The sequence below is a fragment of the Microbacterium timonense genome (assembly GCF_900292075.1).
Lineage (GTDB): Bacteria > Actinomycetota > Actinomycetes > Actinomycetales > Microbacteriaceae > Microbacterium > Microbacterium timonense.
Window position 1 is genome coordinate 69,970 of sequence record NZ_OLMV01000007.1, and the last position, 15,509, is coordinate 85,478.

At 70.0% G+C, this 15,509-nt stretch carries 17 protein-coding genes and 1 tRNA gene; 10 read left to right on the forward strand and 8 right to left on the reverse strand.

Annotated features, from left to right (window positions below; translation table 11 throughout):
- Window positions 1-5 precede the first annotated feature (5 nt).
- Both C9992_RS16235 and C9992_RS16240 read right to left on the reverse strand, forming a co-directional pair.
- Complete coding sequence (locus C9992_RS16235; RefSeq protein WP_106816753.1) at window positions 6-1,163, reverse strand: DUF4232 domain-containing protein; 1,158 nt, start codon at window positions 1,161-1,163, stop codon at window positions 6-8.
- Between the two features lie 44 nt (window positions 1,164-1,207).
- A complete protein-coding gene (locus tag C9992_RS16240; protein ID WP_235008292.1) occupies window positions 1,208-1,525 on the reverse strand; it encodes a hypothetical protein in 318 nt (105 codons plus the stop codon).
- 203 nt (window positions 1,526-1,728) lie between these two features.
- Between C9992_RS16240 and C9992_RS16245 the strand changes: the two genes are divergently transcribed.
- From C9992_RS16245 to C9992_RS16265, 5 genes are all read left to right on the forward strand, one after another.
- Entirely contained in the window at window positions 1,729-2,553 is an 825-nt protein-coding gene (locus C9992_RS16245) for a DUF4397 domain-containing protein (RefSeq protein WP_106816685.1), read from the forward strand.
- Window positions 2,554-2,564: 11 nt separating this feature from the next.
- Window positions 2,565-3,194, forward strand: a complete 630-nt coding sequence (locus C9992_RS16250; RefSeq protein ID WP_106816686.1) for a class F sortase — start codon at window positions 2,565-2,567, stop codon at window positions 3,192-3,194.
- A gap of 7 nt (window positions 3,195-3,201) precedes the next feature.
- Window positions 3,202-3,783 carry an RNA polymerase sigma factor gene (locus tag C9992_RS16255; protein ID WP_106816687.1) on the forward strand — a complete coding sequence of 194 codons (582 nt, stop codon included), beginning with the start codon at window positions 3,202-3,204 and terminating at the stop codon, window positions 3,781-3,783.
- Window positions 3,770-4,561: an anti-sigma factor gene (locus C9992_RS16260; RefSeq protein WP_106816688.1), complete on the forward strand. Its 792-nt coding sequence runs from the start codon at window positions 3,770-3,772 to the stop codon at window positions 4,559-4,561. The genes C9992_RS16255 and C9992_RS16260 overlap by 14 nt, the downstream gene beginning before the upstream one ends.
- Window positions 4,562-4,730: 169 nt before the next feature.
- Complete coding sequence (locus C9992_RS16265; protein ID WP_106816755.1) at window positions 4,731-5,321, forward strand: fasciclin domain-containing protein; 591 nt, start codon at window positions 4,731-4,733, stop codon at window positions 5,319-5,321.
- 105 nt (window positions 5,322-5,426) lie between these two features.
- Here the strand turns inward: C9992_RS16265 and C9992_RS16270 are convergent, their stop codons facing one another.
- Window positions 5,427-5,807 carry a VOC family protein gene (locus C9992_RS16270; RefSeq protein ID WP_106816689.1) on the reverse strand — a complete coding sequence of 127 codons (381 nt, stop codon included), beginning with the start codon at window positions 5,805-5,807 and terminating at the stop codon, window positions 5,427-5,429.
- A 100-nt stretch (window positions 5,808-5,907) separates the two neighbouring features.
- The gene (locus C9992_RS16275; protein ID WP_160150910.1) at window positions 5,908-6,759 is read right to left on the reverse strand and encodes a fructosamine kinase family protein; all 852 of its coding nucleotides are present in this window, start codon (window positions 6,757-6,759) and stop codon (window positions 5,908-5,910) included.
- Window positions 6,760-7,055: 296 nt separating this feature from the next.
- On the opposite strand from C9992_RS16275, the gene C9992_RS16280 reads away from it, so the two are divergent.
- The 4 genes from C9992_RS16280 to C9992_RS16295 all read left to right on the forward strand — a co-directional run bounded on the left by C9992_RS16280 (window position 7,056) and on the right by C9992_RS16295 (window position 9,933).
- On the forward strand, window positions 7,056-7,628 hold the full coding sequence (locus C9992_RS16280; RefSeq protein ID WP_160150911.1) for an alternate-type signal peptide domain-containing protein: 573 nt from the start codon (window positions 7,056-7,058) through the stop codon (window positions 7,626-7,628).
- 69 nt (window positions 7,629-7,697) lie between these two features.
- Complete coding sequence (locus C9992_RS16285; protein WP_106816692.1) at window positions 7,698-8,291, forward strand: hypothetical protein; 594 nt, start codon at window positions 7,698-7,700, stop codon at window positions 8,289-8,291.
- On the forward strand, window positions 8,288-9,208 hold the full coding sequence (locus C9992_RS18125) for a hypothetical protein (protein WP_160150912.1): 921 nt from the start codon (window positions 8,288-8,290) through the stop codon (window positions 9,206-9,208). The genes C9992_RS16285 and C9992_RS18125 overlap by 4 nt, the downstream gene beginning before the upstream one ends.
- Window positions 9,209-9,237: 29 nt before the next feature.
- Window positions 9,238-9,933 (forward strand): signal peptidase I, encoded by a 696-nt coding sequence (locus C9992_RS16295; protein WP_160150913.1) that lies wholly within the window; start codon window positions 9,238-9,240, stop codon window positions 9,931-9,933.
- A 102-nt stretch (window positions 9,934-10,035) separates the two neighbouring features.
- Here C9992_RS16295 and C9992_RS18130 read toward each other — a convergent pair.
- The 4 genes from C9992_RS18130 to C9992_RS16310 all read right to left on the reverse strand — a co-directional run bounded on the left by C9992_RS18130 (window position 10,036) and on the right by C9992_RS16310 (window position 13,618).
- A tRNA-Met gene (locus C9992_RS18130) sits at window positions 10,036-10,111 on the reverse strand.
- Window positions 10,112-10,241: 130 nt separating this feature from the next.
- The gene (locus tag C9992_RS16300) at window positions 10,242-11,969 is read right to left on the reverse strand and encodes a cation:proton antiporter (RefSeq protein WP_106816695.1); all 1,728 of its coding nucleotides are present in this window, start codon (window positions 11,967-11,969) and stop codon (window positions 10,242-10,244) included.
- An 87-nt stretch (window positions 11,970-12,056) separates the two neighbouring features.
- On the reverse strand, window positions 12,057-12,533 hold the full coding sequence (locus C9992_RS16305; protein ID WP_106816696.1) for a heme-degrading domain-containing protein: 477 nt from the start codon (window positions 12,531-12,533) through the stop codon (window positions 12,057-12,059).
- Between the two features lie 80 nt (window positions 12,534-12,613).
- The gene (locus C9992_RS16310) at window positions 12,614-13,618 is read right to left on the reverse strand and encodes a LacI family DNA-binding transcriptional regulator (protein ID WP_235008293.1); all 1,005 of its coding nucleotides are present in this window, start codon (window positions 13,616-13,618) and stop codon (window positions 12,614-12,616) included.
- Between the two features lie 226 nt (window positions 13,619-13,844).
- Here C9992_RS16310 and C9992_RS16315 point away from each other — a divergent pair, with 226 nt between their 5' ends.
- Window positions 13,845-15,476 carry a GH39 family glycosyl hydrolase gene (locus C9992_RS16315; protein ID WP_200826367.1) on the forward strand — a complete coding sequence of 544 codons (1,632 nt, stop codon included), beginning with the start codon at window positions 13,845-13,847 and terminating at the stop codon, window positions 15,474-15,476.
- The last annotated feature ends 33 nt before the right edge of the window (window positions 15,477-15,509 follow it).

A 15,509-nucleotide genomic window follows, 5' to 3' on the forward strand; every position in this document is an offset into this window, starting at 1 on the left:
CCATGTCACTCAGCGGGTACGGGGTGGGTGTCGATCGCCCAGGCTGTGACGGCGACGGTCGAGCCTTCGACGACGTCGAGTTCGATCGGCCATGAGCCCCGCGTCATTCCGGCGGTCGGAGCCGCGTAGACGGCTTTCGTGACGAGTGCTCCGTGCGGCGACGCGGCGTCCCACCCGAGGACAGATACCGCGTAGCCGCCCGCAGGCACCTCAATGTACTGCGGTCCCGGGTCCTGCGCCATGAAGGATCCGCCGTGCTCGATCGTCACCGCGAGCAGGTGCTGATTCTGGTCTTCGAACGCCACATCGGGGTAGCCCTCGATCACGCACGGCTCGTCGGAGAAGTTCATGAGCCGGATCGGCAGGCCGCGGTGTCCCGTCGCGGCATCGGGTTCGCCCTTCAGCAGCATCGCCTTTTCGGGCGTGCACCATTCCGGAGTCAGATCGGTGGACGGGACGTTCGCCTTGTCGGGCACCGGCACACCTGTGGCGTCGGGATCGGGAACAGCGCCGAAGGTCGCAGCTGCTTCGGCCTCCTGTCGCGCGGCGACCTCAGCCTCGATGGCGGCAGTGCGTGCGTTGTCGGCGAGCACGCCGGTGATGACCACCGCGATCACGGCCACCGCTGTGGCGGGCACGGGCCACGCCGGTCGCAGCACCGGCGACGGCGGCTGATCTGCACCGGCCGCCACGGAGGCCGGTGCGCGAGCGACAAGGCTCGGTATCCACCCGACCACCAGCCCCCACAGCGCCCCGGATGCTGCCGCAGCACCGAACTCGCCGACCAGCAGCCCGCGCGGTCCGAAGTCGGCGAGGGATTCCCATACGGCGGCGAGGTCAAGGGCGAGCCCGACGAGCGCTCCGGCAGCGATGGTCGCGAACCAGGCCGAAACCAGGAGGGAACCGGCCCGCGACGCGGCCGCGGTGAACGCGACGTGCGCGAGCGCGACGGCGAACCCGCCGATGACCAGAACGAGGATCACCCAGACACCGATCTCGGCCCACATCAGTCCCGACGGCACCACGGCCGGCACCAGAGCGGCGAGTTGAGCAGCCGGCCCCTGAACCTGCGAGAGGACCCAGCGGACAACGGCGAACAGAACCCAGAGTGCGGCCGCGATTGCGCTCGACGCGAGGAGTCGGCGGCTGAGAGGTGTGCGCACGCCTCCCATCCTGGCCCATCCGCTGTCGAGCGGATCGACGGGACTTACGACACCTGCGTCCAATGGCGGACCGTCTCGTCACGCTCGACGAGGAAACGGTCGTCCTCGGGGTAGTACACGGCGGTCTCGATGTCCGCGCCGGCGAAACCTCTGATCGCATCGAGGCTCTGCCAGCGCGACACCGTGATGATCTCGGTCGTCCCGTCGCCGAGATCGCGTGTCAGCATCCACGCGTCGAGGTTGCCGGGCGTCTCGCGATACTCCCTCATACCGGTGCGCTCGATGTACGCGATGTACTCGTCGGCATCCTCACTGCGCACCGTGCCTCGCCACATGCGGACGATGACCTGCTCTGCTGTCATGCCGCCATTCTGCGCGCGAGCCGGAGAGTGCGCACGTGGGTGCGGAGGCGACTGTCGCCGCGCTCCGCCGGCCCCGGTCGACGCTCCAGCCATCTCGACCGCGGCGCCTCAAGAATCTCCTCACCTCTGCATCCAAGACGCAGTCTCCTCCGGAACAACTCTTCACACGGCGGCGAGAGGCCGCTCGAAGAAGGAGAAACACTGTGCGAAAGAAGCTCTTCGCGGGCATCGCCGCCGGCATCGTCGCCGCCCTCAGTGTGGGCGTCCCCGCAACCGCGGCCACCAGCGGCAACGCCGTGCTCTCGGTGCTGCACGGAATACCCGACACGCCGGTCGACGTCTACGTCAACGGGGCGCTGACGCTCGACGACTTCCAGCCGGGAGATCTGGCGGGGCCGCTGGATCTGCCGGCAGGCTCGTACGAGGTAGCGCTCACCGCGACCGACGCGGCCGACGACAGCTCACCGGTGCTCGGGCCGGTGAGCCTCACGCTCGAGGCAGGCAAGAACTACACGGCGGTCGCACACCTGAACGCCTCCGGCTCGCCGACCGTCACCCCGTACGTCAACGTCACCTCGCCCACAGCGGCGGGACAGGGGCGCCTGACCGTCCGGCATGACGCGGCGGCGCCGGCGGTCGATGTGCTCGCAGGCGGAACGGCGGTGATCCAGAATCTCGCCAACCCCCAGGAGGCGACGCTGAACCTGCCGGCCGGCACGGTCGAGGCATCCGTCGCCGCCACCGGGACGACCGATCCCGTGCTCGGCCCGGCGTCTGTGGACGTGCAGGAGGGCGTGCTCACTATCGCGTACGCCTGGGGAAGCCTGGAAGACGACAACCTCGCGCTCGCGGTGCAGACGATCGGCGGGCTGCACTCGGCGCCCGGCGGCGTGAACTCCGGTACCGGGGGCCAGCTCGCCCAGCGCGACGCGGCGCAGCAGTGGATGTGGACGATCGGCGGAGTCGCTGTTGCGGCGGCGGTCGCGGCATCCGCTCTCGTCGCCGTCCGAAGCCGGGCACAGCGCTGAGGTACCGCGACATGGGCAGGGCGATCGCAGGAGCCGGAGCATCTCTTGCGATCGCCCTCGCGCTGACGGCATGCGACCCGTCCCCAGGGGCCGCCCCGTCGGCGCCGGCACCTTCGCAGACGGCCACGGCGCACCCGACGCCCGCCGTCGAGGTGCCGATCGCGGCGGCCACCCCTCCCTCCGCGCGGCAACCCGTGCCGCCGGTCCGGGTGGTCGCCGTCTCCATCGACGTCGACATGCCGGTGGTGCCGGTCGGAGTGGAAGCCGGTGGCTTTATGGAGCTGCCGGCTGACCCCGCGATCGGCGGGTGGTACCGCTTCGGTGCCGACCCCGTGGCATCCGACGGCAATGTCGTGATCTCGGCTCACGTGGACGCGCCGCAGTACCCGATCGGTCCCCTGAGCCGGCTGCGCGACCTGACCGCAGGGGAGACGGTCGATGTGACGGATGCCGCGGGCGACGTGCACTCATACGCGGTGCAGAGCGTCACGTACTACCCGAAGGCGGACCTGCCGGTCGAGGAGCTGTTCGCCCGCTCCGGCACCAGGAATCTCGTGCTGATCACATGCGGTGGACAGTTCGACTCCCGCACGGGCCGGTACGCGGATAACCTGGTCGCCATCGCGACCCCGATCGGGTGAGCCGGCGATGGCGTCGGACGAGCAGAGCGGAACCCGCGTGGACGACGAGGAAGAGCGCGAGCTGTGCGGCAGGTTCGCCGCCGGTGACGAGCGCGCCCTCGAGCAGATCTACCGGCGGTGGTCGCCGATCGTGTTCACCCTCGCGCTGCGGGTGTTGGGGGACAGAGGGGACGCGGAGGACGTGACGCAGAAGACGTTCGTCGCGGCGTGGACCTCGCGCGCGTCGTACGACCCGGCCAAGGGCCGGCTCTCGACGTGGCTCGTCACGATCACCCGCCGCCGCATCGCCGACAGCCTCGACGCGCGCCGGCGCGTGCGCGAGCTGCAGGAGAAGCTGCAGCGCTTCGCCGTCACCGAAGAGCCGTCGTCATCGGAGCTCGACCTCGGCGACCGCCTGCTGCTCGCCGACGAGATCGACCGCCTCGAGCCCGATGCGCAGCGCGTCGTACGGCTCGCGTTCTACGACGACCTCACCCACCAGCAGATCGCCACGCGCCTGGGCATGCCGCTGGGTACCGTGAAGAGCCACATCCGCCGAAGTCTCACTCGCCTGCGCGACCGATTGGAGGTGTCTCATGCCGCATCTTGACCCCGAGCGCCTCGCTCTGATCGCCATCGGAGAAGAACTGACGGATGCCGAGCAGGAGCACCTCGCGACCTGCGATGCCTGCACGATCGAGCTCGCCGAGCTCGAGCACACCGTCGCCGTCGGCCGCTCCACCGTGACGCTCGGCGAGCTTGAGACGCCTCCCGAGCGGGTGTGGGATCGCATTGTCGAGGACGTCCGCTCGCAGCCGGCGGCGGAGGCCGGACTGCATCCGTCCGCAGAGGGGCAGCCGCAGGAGGTCGACGCCTCCGATGCGGAGAACGTCTCTCCGACCGCGACGAGCGGGCGCGTGAACGTCGGGCATCAGCCGAAGCGGCGACGCATGCGACGAGGCGGACGGATGCTGCTGGCCCTGGCCGCGAGCGTCGCGGTCGTCCTCGCGGTGGTCGGTGTGTGGAACATCGTGCGTCCACCGCAGGCCGTCGAGATCGCGAGCGCCATCCTGGACGCCTTTCCCGCGCACCCTGATGCCGGCGGGACCGCGCAGGTGACAGAACTGGCGGACGGAGAACGCACGCTGACGGTCACCCTCGACGACTCGGAGGTGGGCGACGGCTTCCGCGAGGTCTGGCTGATCACCGCGGATGCCTCGGACCTGGTGAGTCTCGGGGAGCTCGACGGCAAGAAGGGGACGTTCGTCGTGCCGGCAGACGTCGACCTGCGCGACTACGTGCTCGTCGACGTCTCACAGGAGCCGATGGACGGCAATCCCGCACACTCCGGCGACTCGATCGTGCGTGGGCAGCTCAACTTCAGCTGACCAGTGTCGGGGCGAGTCGCCAGGCTGTGGGCCGTTCGGCGTGCCGCGAGCGCCCCGGTGCGGGCCGATGTGGCGCGCGGGTGCATCCGCGGCGGTGGTTTTGGGCGAATACCCTCACGACACCCTCCAGCCGGACCGTGTCGGCATCGCATCGAAGGAGATCGGAACCATGAAGAAGACACGCCTGGCCGTCGCGGCGGTCGCCGCACTGGCACTCGTGTTCACGGCCGCGCCCGCGCACGCGCACGGCGGCAACGCGCCCGCGGGCACCATCGTGGACGTCGCGGTCGCGGCGTCCGGAGGGGGAATCCCGGACAGCAACCCCTGGGATTACGACATCCTCGTCCAGGCGGTGCTGGCGACCGGGCTGAACGGTGCGCTCGCGGACGCCGGCAAGACGTACACCGTGTTCGCCCCGAACGACCGCGCGTTCCTGCGGCTCGTGACCGACCTCACCGGTACCGCGCCGGCCAGCGAGGCCGACGCGCTCGCGGCCGTCACCTCGACGTTCACGTCGGCGCAGATCTCGAACATCCTGCTGTACCACGTGGTCGCCGGCGCGAAACTCAACCCGGTGAAGGTCATCACCGCAGGCTCTCTCACGATGGCCAACGGGGGCACCGTTCAGCCGCGCGGGGTCACCCTGCGCGATGAGACGCCGGCCCTCCGCGACCCGCGGCTGGTGGTCTGGGCGATCAACATCCCGGCCAGCAACGGCGTGATCCACACGATCGACCGGGTGCTCGTTCCCGCGTCATAGCGGACGGCGAGCGGGTGGGCCTTGACGTCACGGGGGAGGAGGCCCACGGTGGTGCCGCGGTCGCTGGGGCGACGACGGCGGCATCCTCTTCCGCCAGCCGGATAGTCAGTGACGCGCGCTCGAGCACACCATCAGCGGGTTGCCGTCGGGGTCCTCGAACTGGAGGAAGGCCACGGAGCCGATGTCGGTGATCTCGGTGATGGCGGCTGCACCGATCGACTCGAGGTGACGGCGGACTTCGTCGAGGTCGTCGGCCCACCAGAAGAACCGCGGTGGTCCGTCGGCCGTGAAGTCCGGGCGGTTGCCATCCAGCGCGAGGCGGACGTCCCCCTCGGCGGGCAGATCGCAGATCGTGCCGTGGTGGGTGATGTCGCCCGGCTGGATGCCGAGCAGCGCCGCATACCAGTCGGCCGCGACCGGGACATCCCGGACGGGGATGAACACCTGACCGATCCGAGTGGAGATCGGGGACGTCGTCGTGGTCACCTTGCGATCCTACGAACAGGCTCCGACGGTCGTCGGCCGTGAAGTCCGGGCGGTCGCCACGGCGGCGGCATCCGCTGTCGGCGAGGGTATCGAACGGCACTCAACCAAAGCGGCGCGAGATCTGTCGCGCCCGGTCGGCGGCATCACGGTCGCCCTGGTGCGCGACGGCACTGAGGTGCTCGCGGATGCTGAGAACATCCAGCTCCTGCGCCCACTCGCGGTCGTCCTTCATTCCCGCCGCTTCCCGATAGGCCGCGAAGAAGACGTCGGGCACGCCGCCGCACTGCTGCACCATCGCGAGTTCTGCGGTCGCCCACCCGTAGTGGACGGCCGGGTCGATGGCGGCGGGACGCTGCTGCGCGATCATGTTTTCGCGCCACAGGTCGCCGTGAAGGAGAACCGGATCATGCGCGCGCACGAGCTGGGGGAGACGCTCGGCCAGGCCCTCGATGGCGCGGCGGTCGTCGCCGTCGAACGCCTCCGCGCAGCGCGGGGTGTCGAGATAACGGAGGATGCGCAGGCGGGCGAAGAACTCGTGCCCGTCCGCGGTCGGGGTGTTGAGCTGCGGCAGCGTGCCGAGGTAGTTGTCTTCGGCCCAGCCGAACCATGGGCCGACGGTCTGGTGCTGAGCTGCCAGCGCCCGGCCGTACGCCTCCCAGTTCTCCTCGGTCTTCTCCGAGACGCCGAGGTCTTCGAGCAACAGGTGGTCGTGACCCACGAGGTAGACATCCGGCGCGCGGAGCGCGCCGACGCCTCGCAGAGCGGCGAGGCCGGCCGCCTCACGCAGGTACATGTCCGCGGGTGCGGCATTCGAGGTCTTGAGGACGGCGCTGAATCCCTTCGTGGTCCTGAGACGGTACGTGCTGCTGATCTCTCCCCCCGTCAGGCGCGTGAAGTCGATGACGTGACCGCCTTCGTTGCGGAGAAAGTCGCCGACGGCCGGCGGTAACACGTGTGATCCGGTCCGCACGGCAGTTGACATACTCTCCTCCGAAACCCGGCTGCAATCGTTCCCACACAGCGTAGTGCGCGCCGCACGCACGCGTCTTGCGCTGATCTTGCGGTTCGTCTGAGAGCGGTCCTCGCGATCCTTGTTGCGATCTTGCGGTGATGCTCGCGTCGAGTCCTCGGAACGTTGCGGTACGGCTTCAAGACTGGGGACGTGCTCAAGGAGCGGTAGGAAAACCGAACGCCGGCCAGCACCTTCCACTCTCGAACAAGCGGGGCACACCCCGGAAGGACACTCTCATGAAGAAGATCGTCAAGGCCTCCATCGCCACCACCGCCGGCGTCGTCCTCCTCCTGGGTGGTGCAGGCACCTTCGCCACGTGGAACTCGTCGGCGAGCGCTCAGGGCGCTTCGATCGTGTCGGGAAACCTGGTCGTGGAGCCGTCGCAGGCGGCAGGCACATGGACCGCCAACGGCGCGCCCATCACCATCACCGACTACGCGGTCGCCCCGGGCGACGTCCTGACCTACACCAAGAAGATGAAGGTCGGCGCCGAGGGCGACAGCCTCAGCGCGACGCTGGCGCTCACCGACTCGTCGATCGCTCCTGCCGACCCGGCCAAGCCGGCCGACGCGGCCCTTGCCAGCTACCTGACCGACTCGGCCGTTCTCAGCGCCTCGGGCACCGGGATCAGCGGGACCGGGCCGACGTTCACCGTCACCCCGGGCACGGGCGTCGTGAGCCAGGACGTCACGGTCACCGTGACCATCACCTTCCCGTACGGCGACGTCGTCGGCGGCAACAACAGCGCGATGAACGGGGCCGTCACGCTCGACGCGCTCACCGTCAGCCTCACGCAGAACGTCAAGTGATCGACCGGCCCGCCTCCGCGGAGGCGGGCCGTCGTCCGACCGCCCAGTAACCGACCGAGGGATCCCGCAATGAGCCGCCGCACCCGCCGCCTCGCCGCACGACGCGACGCTCGCCGTGCCGCCGCCCCTCGCCGCCTGCTGCTCGGTGCGCTGGGCGCCGTGGGTGCGATCATGCTCGGTGTCCTCGCCGGTGGCGGCACGTTCGCGATCTGGACCGCCGCGGCGCCGGCGGCATCCGCTGTCACGCTGCGGGCCGGATCGGCGAGCCTGACCGCGACCTCCCTTCAGCTGTCGGCCGCGAACCTCTACCCGGGCCGTGCCGCCTTCGCTCCGACCACGGTGCGCAACACCGGCACCACGCCGCTCGCGCTCACGGTCGATCCGGTGACGAGCTCCACCGGCGCCACCGCGTTCACCGCGGCCGTTGCCGTCACCATCGGCAAGGCCGTCTCCGCCGCGGACTGCACCGCCGGTCGCGTGCCTGCCACGGTGAGCACGCGCGTGGGCGGCGCCGCATCCGACCTCCAGGTCACTCTCGCCCCCGGCGCCTCCCAGATCCTCTGCGTCGGCGCCGGGCTGCCGCAGGATGCACCGGCCGCAGCGGCCGGCGGAGCGGCATCCGTCCTCACGATCACCCTCTCCGCCACGCAGGTGCGCCGATGAAACGCCGTCTGCTCGCCCCCATCGCTGCGCTCGTCACCCTTGCGGTGCTCGGGAGCGCGGGCGGAGCGACTGCTGCCTGGATCGCGAGCGCATCGGTGTCGGCTTCCGTCTCGTCCGCGACCATCGGCACGACTGTCACTCAGACAGGCGCGCTCACGACGACGTATCGCTACGCCGGCACCACCTCGCCGGTGGCCGCGGGGCAGCTCACCATCGCGAACAACGGCGGCGCGCCGTTGAGCTACACGCTTCGCTCGCAGCTGACCGGCAGTGCCGCCCTGGGGCAGCAAACCACCCTTCGGCTGTGGACCGGCACCTGCGGAACGACTGCGCCGTCCGACGCGATCGTGACGACCATGGCCGACACGGCGCCCACGCTGCCGACCGCGGCACGGGCGCTCGCCGCCGGAGCCTCGGTGACGGTATGCCTCTCGACGCAGGTGCAGGGCGGCACGAACGCCGCGCTGCAGGGGCAGAGCGCGACGACGACGTTCAGCGTCTCGGGCTCCGTCGGCACGAACTGGACGACGTCGGCCGCCGCGGCGTCGTTCACCCAGTCGGCCTACCGGCTGGCGAGCGCCGGCGCGCCCGCATGCGCGCCGGTCGACTTCACGCGGGATGTGCGCCTGACCTGGAACGCTCCCGCGAACCGCGCCGACACCGCCGCGCTCTCGTACCGCGTCTTCAACGTCGCGTCGGGAGCAACCGTGGCGACGGTGACCAGCGCCGCCGCGACGGTCTCCGTCGTGCTCACCGGGGGCGACATCAGCCGCTCGGGGACCTACTCGCTCGCCGTCGAGGCGAAAGAGACCGTCGTCTCGGGCACGACCGCGCCGGCCAGTGCGCCGGTCACCGTCTCTCGGTCGATCGACCCGCTCGACATCCTGCAGCTCTTCCCCCGCTACAGCTGCTCATGACCGCCACGACCCTTGCGAGTTCGATTCCCATGACGACCACCGTTGTCTCGCCGCAGACCGCCTCCCTTCCCACCCTGACCGGGTCGGCGCCGACGCGCAGACTCCGTCGCGTCGAGAGTCGTCGTCGCGCCGCGAGCCGTCGTCGTGACGAGGGTCAGAGCCTTCTGCACTACCTCGCCGTCTCAATGAGCGCGTCGATTCTCGTGCTGCTTCTCGGCGTGGCTGTCGCGGTGGTGGGTCTGCCGTTCGCGGTCGGCGGCAGCGCGATGACGGTGCTCACGCAGTCGATGGAGCCGGGGCTGCCGCCGGGAACGCTCGTCGTCATCCGCCCGATGCCGGTCGACGACATCCGAGTCGGGGATGTCATCACCTACCAGATCAGCTCGGGCGAGGCTGCCGTCGTGAGCCACCGGGTGATCTCCAAGACCTACGCCGACGGGGAGCTCACTTTCGTCACCCAGGGCGACAACAACGACGCACCGGACCCCGAACCGGTGAAGCCCGTGCAGATCCGCGGCGTGCTCTGGTACAGCCTGCCGCTGCTCGGCTGGGTGAACAACGTGCTCACCGGCTCGAGCCGCCCCATCGTGCTCGCGGTCGTCGCCGGGGGACTGTTCCTCTATGCGGCCGCGTCGGTCGTGGGCGCGGTCCGAGATCGTCGGAAGAGGACGGATGCCGCGACCCGCGGGGATGCCCGCCTTTCATCTCGCCGCGCGAACCGCTGAAGCGAGCCACGGCCGGCGCGGGGCGCGAACCGCTGCTGCCGGGCCTGAACCGTTGGCGCGGCACGGAGGCGATGAGAGCGCGGGTGAAGGTGTCTGCCGAAGTGGACGCGACGGCGGGAGTCGAACCCGCAACGCAACCGGATATGAGCCGGTGCCCGGGACCGCCCGGATCGCCGCGATGTCCCGCCCTGCGGGAACGAGTCCACCGTAGCGGGTGGCGCTCTCGTTCGGTCAAGAGTGAACGAGCGTTTCGCCATGAGTCGGCCGATGACGTGCTCTCGAGCGACCCCGGTGGCACGCCGGCGTGATCAATGCTCGCCGTTGCGCCGCGACAGCCGGGTCTCTTCGAGGTCGAGCATGGCTTGCGCCTCGGCCAGCACGCGGGACGAGTAGACGCCCTGCGCGCGCAGTTCCAGCAGCCGCTCCCGCTCGGAGTCGACGACCGCCAGCCGCAGCTCGCGGTACCGCTGGTGCGGCATCTCGCCCGGCCGGCGCGCGGTCCGGGCCCGTTCCCAGGCCGCCTCGGTGCTGAGGAACGACGTCTGACGCACTCGCTCGATGACGTCGGGGTCGATCGGTGCGGTGGCCGCGGCATCCGTCTCGATCTCGTCGAGCGTCTTCAGCCCCGCGCTGCTGATGTCTTCGAGCAGGCTCGCGAGTTCCTTGCTGTCAGCGTGCGCGTCGATTCCCTGCACCTTCAGCGCGCGGATGAGCCAGGGGAGTGTGCCGCCCTGCACCACGATGCTCACGACGGCCACCGTGAAGGCGATGAGGATCAGCTGCGGGCGGTACGGGGTGTTCTCGGGCAGCGACTGGGCGGCGGCCAGAGTCACCACTCCGCGCATGCCGGACCAGCCGAGCACGATGCCGCCTCGCCAGTCGATGTGCTCCTGCCGCTGCTGCTCGAGGTCGGCGCGCCGGCGCTCGTAGTCACGCTCCAGCCGGTCGCGCGTGCGGGCCTCTCGCGTGGTCGCGACCGGATTGTTGCGGTAGTAGTACAGCGCCAGGAGGGCTCGGTACGTGCGCTTCTCGGTGCGCTCCTCCCGCTTGCCCAGTGAGTAGACGAGCGGGCCGATCCAGAGGAACCGGATGACGATCAGGGTGAGCGTCGCCAGTAGTCCGATCGCAACCGCCTCGCCCGCGCTGAGCACAGTCGGGTCCACGTGGTCGATGAGGGTACGGATCTCGAGGCCGATGAGAAGGAAGACGCCGTTCTCGAGCAGGAACTGGATCGTGCGCCAATTGATGCGGTCGCTGATCCGCGATTGCGCGGTGAACTTGGTGGGAGCGGCATGCCCCGTGTACAGGCCGGCGACGACGACGGCCAACACCCCCGATGCGTGCAGCGTCTCGGCCGGCATGAAAGCCACGAACGGTACCGCCAGCGAAAGTGCCGTGTCGAGCACCGGGTCGCTCAGCTTGGAGCGCACCCATACGGTGACGAAACCGGCGACGAGGCCGATCGCGACGGCGACGACCACGGCGTACGCGAAGTCCACGACCCCGGCCCACGGTGAGCTCAGGCCGACGGCGGCGGCAGCGACGGCGGAGCGCAGCAGCACCAGGGCCGTCGCGTCGTTGAGCAGCCCTTCCCCCTCCAGCACCGTGAGCAGCCGCGGGGGCAGCCCCAACCGCCGGCCGATCGATGTCGCGGCGACAGCGTCGGGCGGACTGATGATCGCGCCGAGCGCGATGGCCGCCGCCAGATTCAGGTCGGGAAGCAGCGAGTACAGCAGGAAACCGGCGACGAACGCGGTGACGATCACCAAGACGACAGAGAGACTCGCGATCGACCCGAGATTGCGGCGGAAATCCGTGATCGGCACGCTGATGGCCGCGGCGTAGAGGATCGGCGGCAGGACGCCGTCGAGGATGATCTCGTGCGGGACCTCGACATCGGGCACGCCCGGGAGGTACGACAGTCCGACGCCCACCACGACGAGGATGATCGGCGCCGCCACGCCGAGCTTCTTGGAGAACGCGGCGACCGCCACGATGACCGCCACGGCGATGACCGCGTAGATCCCCAGCTCCATCCCCCCAGCCTATGAGCGGCCCGAGGGGCACGTGCTCCGAGCAACCCGTGTCAGGAGCGCGATCGCGCTGCGTTCAGCCGCTTCGCCTCACGCGTCCGCCCGCCACGCGCGCAGCTGCTCCACCACGAACGCGTGGTCGTCGGCCTGCGGAAGACCCGAGACGCCGACGGTGCCGACGGCTCCTACGCCGGCGATGGTGATCGGGAAGACACCGCCGTGCGCGGCGTACTGCGTGGTGTCGAGCCGCGCCTCGGTGTCGAAGCTCTTACCGGTGACGCGGAACGACAGGCCGACGCCGAACGACGAACGCCCGTAGCGGCGCGCGACGCGGGTCTTGCGCTCGAGCCAGCCGTCGTTGTCGGCGCTCGAACCGGGCAGCGCGGTGTGGAACGCCCGCGCCTCGCCGAGCGTGATGCCGATCACGATGGGCAGGCCCTGGGCCAGCGCGGCGTCGCGCATGCGGGAACCGAGCGCCCAGGCATCCGTGAGATCGAAGCGGGGGAGTACCAGCTCGGCCTCCTCCTCCTCGACGCGGGCGAGCAGGGCGGCGATGTCGTCGGTCATGGCTCGACGCTAGCGCGGTGCGCGTCGGACGCGGAGCAGGAGGCGAGAGGATGCCGCGGGCGCGGGCACCGCCTCGCGGCTCAGCGGCCCGAAGACGCCGGCGCGGTACTGTCGCGCACCATCAGCGACGTCGCGAGCTCGACGTGGCGGGAGGAGGGCGGGTGACCTTCGGCCATGCTGAGAGCGGTCTGCACCGCCATCGCGCCCATGCCCTCGAGGTGCTGGTGCACGGTCGTCAGCGGCGGAGTGGTCCACGCGGCCTGAGGCGTGTCGTCGAAGCCCATGACGCTGAGCTCCTCCGGCACCCGGATGCCGAGCTCGTGCGCCGTCGCCAGCACACCGACGGCGATCTCGTCGTCGCCGGCCATGATCGCGGTCGGCGGATCGGCCGACATCAGCAGGTCGCGGGCGTGCTCGGCGCCGTTCTCGATGGCGAACTGCCCCGACCGGATGAGATCCGGATCGATCGCCACCCCGGCCGCGTCGAGCGCGGCCTGATAGCCGTACAGACGATCGCGCGCGGCATCGGATGCCTCGGGACCGCCGACCCACGCGATGCGCCGGTGGCCGAGCTCGAGGAGGTACTCGGCGCCGGTGCGCGCTCCCGCCCAGTTGCTCGAGCCCACGCTCACCATGTGGCCGTCCTGAGCGTCGACGGGGTCCACCATCACGAACGGAAGGTTCGCGTTCCCCGCCGCCTGGAGGATCGCGCCGGGGCGCGACACCGTCAGCCCGATGATCCCGACGACGCCCGCCGCCTGCTGCGCGGCCACCCACTCGCGCGCGACGGCTCGCTGCGTGCGCGACGAGCGATCGGGTGCCAGGCGAGTGAGCAGGTCGACCCCCGCTTCGGTGGCTGCCGCGAGCACGCCCTGGAGCACGCCGACGATGTACGGCGACGCGGGGATGTCGAACACCACGGCCAGCGCGCGGCGACCCTCGCCCTGCGTGAGGCCGGTCGTCGGCCGGTAGCCCAGCTCGGCGACCGCGGCGAGCACCCGTTCGCGCGTCTCGTCGGAGATGTCGCCCCGGCCGTTGAGGGCTTTGGAGACGGTCGCGCGCGACACCCCGACCGTTGCAGCCACGTCGGCGAGCGTGGCGCGGTGCCGGCCGGGGCGCGTCACCACAGCGCCCAGCCCCTCGAACATGTTTCGAGGTCGAACCTCATTGCAGCCCCCCGCGCGTTTCGAACGTTGTACAAAGTTTGACAGCGGCGCACCGAATGCCTACTCTGATCGAACGATACATGTTGCGAAACATTTTCGCAAGAATCGATTCCTCTCACTCACTCCAGACCAACGGAGGTCGTCTTTGTCCGTCGACACCACGCCCGCTCTCACCATCGACGGCCGATCCGCCGCCGACGAGCCGCTGCACCACGTGTGGAGCGTGTGCGTCGGTGCGGGTCGCGCCAACGAGGCGCTGCGTGCGGACTGGCAGAGCCACTTCCGCGAGGCCGTTCAGACCCTCGGCGCCCGGTACGTGCGATTCCACGGGCTCTTCCACGACGACATGTTCGTGTACCGCGCGTCGAACGGGGGCGGCTTCGGACCCCCGACGCCGCTCGAGAAGCCGGTGTACACGTTCGCCTACGTCGACAAGGTGTTCGACACGATCCTCGCCACCGGTGCGCGGCCGTTCGTCGAGCTGGGGTTCATGCCCCGCGAGCTCGCGACGCAGACCGAGACGCTGTTCTGGTGGAAGGCCCACTGCAGCCCGCCCACCGATATGGGCGCATGGGTCGACCTCGTCACGGCGACCGTCCAGCATTGGATCGACCGCTACGGCATCGACGAGGTGCGCACGTGGCCGTTCGAGGTGTGGAACGAGCCCAACCTCGTGCCGCACTTCTGGACCGGCACGCGCACCGAGTACTTCCAGCTCTACGAGGCGACGGCCAGGGCCCTCAAGGCGATCGACCCGCAGCTGAAGGTGGGCGGGCCCTCGTCATCCGTGTTCGTGCCCGACTCCCGCTACGACGGCGAGTACCACGACAAGTCCGTCGAGGCGGCAACCGCCGAGGCCACGGACCCTGACGCGCTGCCGTGGAAGCCGGTGTGGATCCACGAGCTCATCGCGTATTGCGCCGAGCGGGACCTGCCGCTGGACTTCCTGTCCACGCACCTGTACCCGACCGACTACGCGTTCGACACGCAGGGGGTCGGCCGATCCATCAGCCGCGACCGCGATGCCACGAAGAAGGATCTCGAGGTCATGCGGCGCGTGATCGCGGAATCCCCGTACCCGGACGCCGAGCTGCACATCACCGAGTGGTCGACGTCGCCGTCGAGCCGCGACCACATGCACGACACCGTGTACGCGGCGACGTACATCACGCGCGCGTTCCTGCAGAGCCACGCCCTGGCCGACTCCATCTCATACTGGACGTTCACCGACGTCTTCGAGGAGGGCGGCGGCGGCATCGGGCCGTTCCACGGCGGCTTCGGCTTCGTCAACGAGAACGGCATCCACAAGCCGACCTTCCACGCGATGAGGATGCTGAACCGGCTCGGCGACCGGATCGCCCTGCAGACCGAGCACGGCATCGTCACCCGCACCGCAGAGGATGCCGTGGCCGCCGTGTTCTTCAACTACCCCGACTCGATGGGCTCGCAGTCGGTCGGCGGCGCCACCCGGTACGCGCAGACGCACCGGCTCGCCGGCGAAGGCCCGGCGCGTCGCATCGCGCACTCGGTGGCCGGGCTCACACCCGGCGATGTCTACACCGTCGAGATCCTCGACCGCGAGCACGGCGACGTCGCGGAAGCGTGGCACCGGCTGGGGGAGCCGTTGAACCTCAGCCCCCAGCAGGTCGCGGATCTCGCGGCGGTCGCCGACGATCTCGACCGCCGGACGGTCACCGTGCGCGCCGACGGCGTGCTCGAGATCGACATCACGCTGGCGCCGTGGGCCGTCGTGTCGGTCTCGCGCCACACCACCTGACTCATCTCATCCCCCGTACAACGACGTCACGAA

Bases quoted from the DNA above. Each gene is read 5' to 3' on its own strand.
- C9992_RS16240 (WP_235008292.1), bottom strand. From the start codon at position 1,525: ATGACAGCAGAGCAGGTCATCGTCCGCATGTGGCGAGGCACGGTGCGC.
- C9992_RS16250 (WP_106816686.1), top strand. From the start codon at position 2,565: ATGGGCAGGGCGATCGCAGGAGCCGGAGCATCTCTTGCGATCGCCCTC.
- C9992_RS16255 (WP_106816687.1), top strand. From the start codon at position 3,202: ATGGCGTCGGACGAGCAGAGCGGAACCCGCGTGGACGACGAGGAAGAG.
- C9992_RS16260 (WP_106816688.1), top strand. From the start codon at position 3,770: ATGCCGCATCTTGACCCCGAGCGCCTCGCTCTGATCGCCATCGGAGAA.
- C9992_RS16265 (WP_106816755.1), top strand. From the start codon at position 4,731: ATGAAGAAGACACGCCTGGCCGTCGCGGCGGTCGCCGCACTGGCACTC.
- C9992_RS16280 (WP_160150911.1), top strand. From the start codon at position 7,056: ATGAAGAAGATCGTCAAGGCCTCCATCGCCACCACCGCCGGCGTCGTC.
- C9992_RS16285 (WP_106816692.1), top strand. From the start codon at position 7,698: ATGAGCCGCCGCACCCGCCGCCTCGCCGCACGACGCGACGCTCGCCGT.
- C9992_RS18125 (WP_160150912.1), top strand. From the start codon at position 8,288: ATGAAACGCCGTCTGCTCGCCCCCATCGCTGCGCTCGTCACCCTTGCG.
- C9992_RS16295 (WP_160150913.1), top strand. From the start codon at position 9,238: ATGACGACCACCGTTGTCTCGCCGCAGACCGCCTCCCTTCCCACCCTG.
- C9992_RS16300 (WP_106816695.1), bottom strand. From the start codon at position 11,969: ATGGAGCTGGGGATCTACGCGGTCATCGCCGTGGCGGTCATCGTGGCG.
- C9992_RS16305 (WP_106816696.1), bottom strand. From the start codon at position 12,533: ATGACCGACGACATCGCCGCCCTGCTCGCCCGCGTCGAGGAGGAGGAG.